At 67.5% G+C, this 4,091-nt stretch carries 3 protein-coding genes; 1 reads left to right on the top strand and 2 read right to left on the bottom strand.

Going from position 1 to position 4,091, the window contains the following annotated elements; genetic code table 11:
* A partial coding sequence (locus tag Q0Q48_RS28590) for a glutamate--tRNA ligase family protein (protein ID WP_295145870.1) occupies window positions 1–983 on the top strand: 983 nt, incomplete at its 5' end.
* Window positions 984–1,149: 166 nt separating this feature from the next.
* Here Q0Q48_RS28590 and Q0Q48_RS28585 read toward each other — a convergent pair.
* On the bottom strand, window positions 1,150–2,475 hold the full coding sequence (locus Q0Q48_RS28585) for an MFS transporter (RefSeq protein WP_295145868.1): 1,326 nt from the start codon (window positions 2,473–2,475) through the stop codon (window positions 1,150–1,152).
* A 189-nt stretch (window positions 2,476–2,664) separates the two neighbouring features.
* The gene (locus tag Q0Q48_RS28580; RefSeq protein WP_293808202.1) at window positions 2,665–3,816 is read right to left on the bottom strand and encodes a DUF2865 domain-containing protein; all 1,152 of its coding nucleotides are present in this window, start codon (window positions 3,814–3,816) and stop codon (window positions 2,665–2,667) included.
* Between the last annotated feature and the right edge of the window lie 275 nt (window positions 3,817–4,091).

The following is a 4,091-nucleotide window of genomic DNA, read 5'->3' as shown; positions in this document are numbered from 1 at the left end:
TCTACGACCGCGCCGCGCTGAAGCTCACCGACGAGCAGAAGGCGGCCTTCGCGGCGGAAGGGCGCAAGCCGCATTGGCGCTTCCTGCTGGAGGCGCGCGAGGTCGCCTGGGACGATTTGGTGCGCGGCGCTTCTCATGTCGATTGCGCCTCGCTCTCGGACCCGGTGCTGGTGCGCGAGGATGGCAGCTATCTCTACCATCTGCCGTCCGTGGTCGACGATATCGAGACCGGCGTCACGCATATCGTCCGCGGCGAGGATCATGTCACCAACACGGCGATGCATATCCAGATGTTCGAGGCCCTCGGTGCCGGGCTGCCGACCATGGCGCATGTCAATCTGCTGACCACGGCGAGCGGCGAGGGGCTGTCCAAGCGCCTCGGCCATCTCTCGCTGCGCGGCCTGCGCGAGACCGGTGTCGAGGCTCTGGCCGTCGCCGCGCTCGCGACGCTGGTCGGCACCTCCGACGCGGTGCGGCCGGTCGCGAGCCTCGACGAGCTTGCAGGCCTTGTCGAGCTCGCCCATGTCTCACGCGCGCCGGCCAAGTTCGACGAGCACGAGCTGGAGACGCTGAGCGCGCGCACGCTGCACCAGTTGCCGCTGGCAGCAGTCGCCGATCGTCTGAAGGCGCTTGGCGTCGCGGCCGACGAGGCATTCTGGCAGGCCGTGCGCGGCAATCTCGCCAAGCTGGACGAGGCGGCTCAGTGGTGGCGGATCGTGCAGGGGCCGATCGCGCCCGTGATCGCCGATCAAAGCTTCGCAGCCACGGCGGCCGGTTTGCTGCCGGCCGAGCCCTTCGACGCAACGACCTGGAAGAGCTGGACGCAGGCCGTCTCGGCCGCGACGGGCGCGAAGGGCAAGGCGCTGTTCATGCCGTTGCGCCAGGCGCTGACGGGGCTCGACCATGGGCCGGAGCTGGCGGCGCTGCTGCCGCTGATCGGGCGCGACAAGGCGCTGAAGCGGCTGGCAGGCGAAAACGCCTGAGCACCCACGGTTGTCATTCCGGGGCGAGCGCGCTGCGCTCGAACCCGGAACCTACGACTGGGTGAGCCACTTCGAGGTGCCGTCATCGAGGCGTGCCCCAGTCGCGGATTCCGGGTTCAGGCCTGACGGCCTGCCCCGGAACGACAAAAGGGCACACGGCTGATCTTCACTCGTGCCGGTTCATCGCCGAAGCGTGCTTGGTGTCGCGCATGGTCGTGTAGACCAGCAGCGAAACGAAGATCACGGCGGAGAGATAGTAGTAGAACCACTGTTCGTGGCCCTGCTGCTTGAAGAACAGGGCGATGGCCGGCGCTGTGCCGCCGAAGATCGACACCGTCAGCGCATAGGGCACCGCGACGCCGGTCGCGCGGATGGACGTCGGGAAAAGCTCGGCCTTCACCACCGCGTTGATCGAGGTGTACCCGGCGACGAAGACCCAGGCGCCCGAGATCAGCAGGAAGGCGACCCAGGGGGATTTTGTGCCGGCCAGCGTGGTCAGGATCGGCACGGTGAGCAGCGTACCGGCGACGCCGAAGAAGACCAGCATCGGCTTTCGGCCGATCCTGTCGGAGATCAGCCCGTAGATCGGCTGCAGGATCGAGGCGAAGATCAGCGAGCCGGCGATGACATAGGTCGTCACGATATCGGACAGGCCGACAGTCTGCTTCACGAAGGTCTGCATATAGGTCGTGAAGGTGTAGAAGGCGGCGGTGCCGCCGGCGGTGAGGCCGATCACGATCGCAACCTCGCGCGGATATTTCAGCAGGCCCTTGAGCGAGCTCTCGCGCTTCAGACCGCTCTTCTTCGCGGCCTCGAAGGATTCCGTTTCGTGCATGTGTCGGCGCATGATCATGGCGGTGATCGCCAACGCCGCACCAATGACGAAGGGAATGCGCCAGCCCCAGGCGACGAGCTGCTCATGGGTCAGGAAGACGTTCTGGAGCAGCAGCAGAACGAGGATCGCGGTGAGCTGTCCGCCGATCAGCGTCACGTATTGGAAGCTTGAATAGAAGCCGCGATGCTCGGGGTCGGCGACCTCCGTGAGGTAGGTGGCGCTTGCCCCGTATTCGCCGCCGAGGCTCAGGCCTTCGATGATGCGTGCCACGGCCAGCAGGGCCGGCGCGGCGAAACCGATCGAGGCATAGGTCGGCGTCACCGCGATGATCAGCGAGCCGAAGCACATCATCACGACCGAGATGGTCAGCGAGAGCCGCCGCCCGTAGCGATCTGCCAGATGGCCGAAGAGCCAGCCGCCGAGCGGGCGCACGATGAAGCCGGCCGCGAACAGCGTCGCGGCATTGAGCTGCTGCACCACCGGATCGTGGGAGGGAAAGAAGTGCGGCGCGAAATAGAGCGCGAAGGCGGTGTAGGCGTAGAAATCGTACCACTCGACGAGATTGCCGACCGAGCCCATGAAGATCGCCTTGAGGCGGCGCTTGGCATCGTCGAATTCGATCGGATGGGCGGGAGGCGTCGCAGTCGTCCCGGACATGGCGGCCTTCTGAGCTGGGGAGCGTCAGAAGCGGGCGCGCGGCGCAAATGAGCCGTCGGACGGGTCTGGCGGCCTCCCGGAGGCGGCTTGGAAGGCACCTTTATGCGGCGGTCCCGGCTATGCGTCCAGCGGTTATCCTGCTGTTGTCGGGCAGTCTTCCATGCGCTGTCGGCATGGAATCTTCCGCGTTCAGGGTCTGACGAGTTGGGGGCTCAGGTTCGGCGCGAGATTGGGAGCGACGATCCGTACGGTACGGCGCTCGCCGGTGGCGCTGCGCGACTCGCTCTTCAGCCCGTCCTTCTTGTCGAGCACCTTCTCGCCGACGATGTCGGGGCCGACGCCGGCCGACTCGGTGCCCGCCGTCGGCGAATCCTCCGACGGCATCGGCTTCTCGTCAGGCACGGCCGGAGCGGGCGTCGCTGCTGCCGGCTGGGGCCCTGCGCCCTTGCGCTTGGGGTCGATCTTCGGCCGCGACAGTTCCGCCGCGCGCTGCTCGCTGAGGATGACGTCGCCCTTGCGCTTGTCGAGCAGGTATTCGGCGTCCTTGAGGGCGGCCGACCAGCTCTGCCCCTGGCCGCGGCAGGTACAGGCGGCATCGAAGCTGCGGGTGTATTTTCCGGCATTGGCCAGGGAGGAATAGGGCTGCCCGGTCGAGCGGGCGGCGGCGTTCTGGATGTCGCCGCCGGCGCTCATGCCATAGGCGCGGGTCTCGGTCCCAGGGCAGAGCGCCTGGCACATCTCGTCGCCATTGCCGGCATTGTTGGCGAGCGGGAAGAAGAAGCCGTCGCAGGTCCGGACGCAGACGGTCTGCGGACCACCCAGGCGCGGCTTCGCCGGTTCGGTCGGCTGCTCGGGGTCGAGCTCGGGCAGGGTCGAATCGATGTCGCCGGGAGCGGGATCGCGCCCGAAGATCGTATCGAAGAAGCCGCGTGGCTGCGCCCGGCAATTATTGTTGATCGCGGCTGCGAGCTGGGCCCGGCGCTGCGCGAGGCCGCCGCCTTCCGCCTGGCGCTGCAGCGCGCCGTACTGGTTCTGGAGCTGGCCCAGCTGCTGGCGGATGAAGTTGCACTGCGGCGGCGGCGACTCGAAGAAGCTGAAGCCGCGATCGCAGCCCATCGAACGGTACTGGCTGCTCAACTGGGCGAGCTGGGCGCCGACGCGCTGGGCGGCCTGTGCCGCGCGCGGATCGCTGCCGCTCTGGCTCTGCAGGCTCTCGAGCTCGGCCCGCCAGGCGTTGCAGGAGGCCGACTGCGCCACGGCGGTGCCGCCGAGGGCGGCCAGCATCACGAGGGCCATGCCGAAGCGTCGGGAAAGTCGCAGCATCATCGCAGGTTGGGTCACGTCATCCATAGTCGAGCCGGCGGCCGGCTCTGTCCGGGAAGTTCGGCCAAGAGGGCCGGCCAGAGAACACCCGCCAAACACGACGGAACTATGGAGCGGAGCCTCGCCTGATAGGCCGCGGGGACGCTCCATCGCGAGGGCCTCGCATGCCATATTCGCGAGGGCGCAGCAATCCGGGGACGCATGCACCGTCCCGGTGGTGGAAAACTTCCGTTCTGGTTAGAAGACCTGCGGCAGCGGCCCGTCCGCGCCGGCCTTCCGTGCAGCGCCAATGA

It is taken from the genome of uncultured Reyranella sp. (assembly GCF_945957355.1).
GTDB lineage: Bacteria > Pseudomonadota > Alphaproteobacteria > Reyranellales > Reyranellaceae > Reyranella.
Note: the sequence above shows the minus strand (reverse complement) of the source record. Positions and strands in the feature narration are given on the sequence as shown.

Excerpts from the sequence above, each read along its gene's own strand:
- Q0Q48_RS28585 (WP_295145868.1), bottom strand. The coding sequence starts at position 2,475 with ATGTCCGGGACGACTGCGACGCCTCCCGCCCATCCGATCGAATTCGAC.